The sequence below is a fragment of the Skermanella stibiiresistens SB22 genome, assembly GCF_000576635.1.
GTDB classification, from domain to species: domain Bacteria; phylum Pseudomonadota; class Alphaproteobacteria; order Azospirillales; family Azospirillaceae; genus Skermanella; species Skermanella stibiiresistens.
The window spans coordinates 1-2,270 of sequence record NZ_AVFL01000090.1; the positions used below are offsets into that span (position 1 = coordinate 1).

Annotated in this window: 2 protein-coding genes; both read left to right on the top strand. The window is 67.8% G+C overall.

The window, feature by feature from the left end; genetic code table 11:
* A partial coding sequence (locus N825_RS35530) for a CoA-acylating methylmalonate-semialdehyde dehydrogenase (protein ID WP_037462316.1) occupies window positions 1–1,342 on the top strand: 1,342 nt, incomplete at its 5' end.
* Between the two features lie 7 nt (window positions 1,343–1,349).
* Window positions 1,350–2,141 carry a 2-keto-4-pentenoate hydratase gene (locus N825_RS35535; protein ID WP_198039088.1) on the top strand — a complete coding sequence of 264 codons (792 nt, stop codon included), beginning with the start codon at window positions 1,350–1,352 and terminating at the stop codon, window positions 2,139–2,141.
* Window positions 2,142–2,270: the final 129 nt, after the last annotated feature.

The following is a 2,270-nucleotide window of genomic DNA, read 5'->3' on the forward strand; positions in this document are numbered from 1 at the left end:
CGCGGCGCTGCCCGGCTGGGCCGCCACCCCGCCCGTCGTGCGCGCCCGCGTCATGTTCAAGTTCAAGTATCTGGTCGAGGCCAACGCCGACGAACTGGTCCGGTTGATCAGCGGCGAGCATGGCAAGGTCCAGTCGGACGCCCGGGGCGAGCTGACCCGCGGGCTCGAGGTCGTCGAGTTCGCCTGCGGCATCCCGCATCTCCAGAAGGGCGAGTTCAGCGAGAACGTCGGCACCAACGTCGACAGCTATTCGATGCGCCAGCCGGTCGGCGTCTGCGCCGGCATCACGCCATTCAACTTCCCGGCCATGGTGCCGATGTGGATGTTCCCGGTGGCGCTGGCGTGCGGCAACAGCTTCATCCTGAAGCCGTCCGAGCGCGATCCCTCCACGGCGATGCGCTTGGCCGAACTGCTGTCGGAGGCGGGGCTGCCGCCGGGCGTCTTCAACGTCGTCAACGGTGACAAGGAGGCGGTCGACGCCCTGCTGACCGATCCGCGCGTCGACGCGATCAGTTTCGTCGGCTCGACCCCGATCGCGGAATACATCTATCAGACCGGAACCGCGCACGGTAAGCGCGTGCAGGCCCTGGGCGGCGCCAAGAACCACATGGTGGTGATGCCCGACGCCGATCTGTCGCAGGCGACCGACGCCCTGATGGGGGCGGCCTATGGGTCTGCCGGCGAGCGCTGCATGGCGGTGTCGGTCGCGGTGGCCGTGGGGGGAGTCGGCGACGCGCTGATGGAGCGGCTGGAGCCCAAGGTGCGCGCGCTCAAGATCGGGCCGGGCAACGATCCGGAAGCCGAGATGGGACCGCTGGTGACGCGCCAGCACCGCGACAAGGTGCGGGGTTATGTCGACCAGGGCGTCAAGGAAGGCGCCAAGCTGGTGGTCGATGGCCGTGACCTGCGGCTGCAAGGCTACGAGAACGGCTTCTACATCGGCGGCTGCCTGTTCGACGACGTCACCACCGACATGACGATCTACAAGGACGAGATCTTCGGCCCGGTGCTGGCCGTCGTCCGCGTGCCCGACTTCGATCAGGCGGTCGGCATGATCAACGACCACGAATACGGCAACGGCACCGCCATCTTCACCCGCGACGGCGATGCCGCCCGGACTTTCGCCAACAAGATCAAGGTCGGCATGGTCGGCGTCAACGTGCCGATCCCGGTACCGATGGCGTTCCACAGCTTCGGCGGCTGGAAGCGCAGCCTGTTCGGCGACCACGCCGTCCACGGCATGGAGGGCGTGCATTTCTATACCCGCCTGAAGACCGTCACCTCGCGTTGGCCGACCGGTATCCGCGCCGGCGCGGAGTTCACCATGCCTGTCATGCGCTGACGGGGCGATGATGAGTCCGGAGAACGCCCTGACGGCGGCTTGCGAGCTTTACTCCGCCCGCCTGAACCGGCGGCCGATAAGCCGGCTGCCGGAACCGTTCCTGCCCATGGGCGAGGACGAGGCCTATCAGGTCCAGGCGGTGCTGAACGGCAAGCTGTCCGGGGCGGGCTTCGGCCATCTCGCGGGATACAAGATCGGCTGCACCACGGCGGTGATGCAGGCCTATCTCGGGATACCCAGCCCCTGCGGCGGTGGCATCCTGTCGAGCACCGTGGCACCGTCGGGAGTGGCGTTGAACCACGCCAACTTCCGCCATCCCGGTGTGGAGTGCGAGATCGCCGCGCGGCTGGGCGCCGATGTGCCCGCCGCCGGCGCCCCCTATGACAGGGTGTCGATCGCCCGGTTCGTCGACGCGCTGATGCCGGCCGCCGAGATCGTCGACGACCGGTACGACGACTGGCGGACGATCGGCACGCCCATTCTGATCGCCGACAACTTCTTCGGCGCCGGCTGTGTGGTCGGCGAAGCGGTGGGGGTTCCCGACGCCTTGGAGGAGATCGCGGGCGCCATGCTGATCAATGGCGAGGTGGTGGGACGGGGACGTGCCAGCGACGTGCTGGGACACCCGTTCGAGGCGCTGGCGTGGCTGGCCAACCAGTTGATCCGCCAGGGGAAAGAGCTGGGGGCGGGTGATTTGGTGCTGACCGGCAGCGTCGTCCAGACCAACTGGGTCGCCGCAGGAGACCGCGTGGTGATGGATCTGGGACCGCTGGGCTCGGTGGCGCTGAACTTCGAGTAGGTATGGGTGGCAGACCCACCGCGGAAGCCGTGTCGGGGTTTGGCACACTTCCGCATGCCAAACCCCGGAATCGACAGGTCAGCCCTTGCCCTTGATCAGGGCGCCGATCTCGCCGACGATGCCGCGGCG

What these genes read in the sequence shown, in the direction of transcription:
- N825_RS35535 (WP_198039088.1), top strand. Translation starts at nt 1,350, where the DNA reads ATGATGAGTCCGGAGAACGCCCTGACGGCGGCTTGCGAGCTTTACTCC.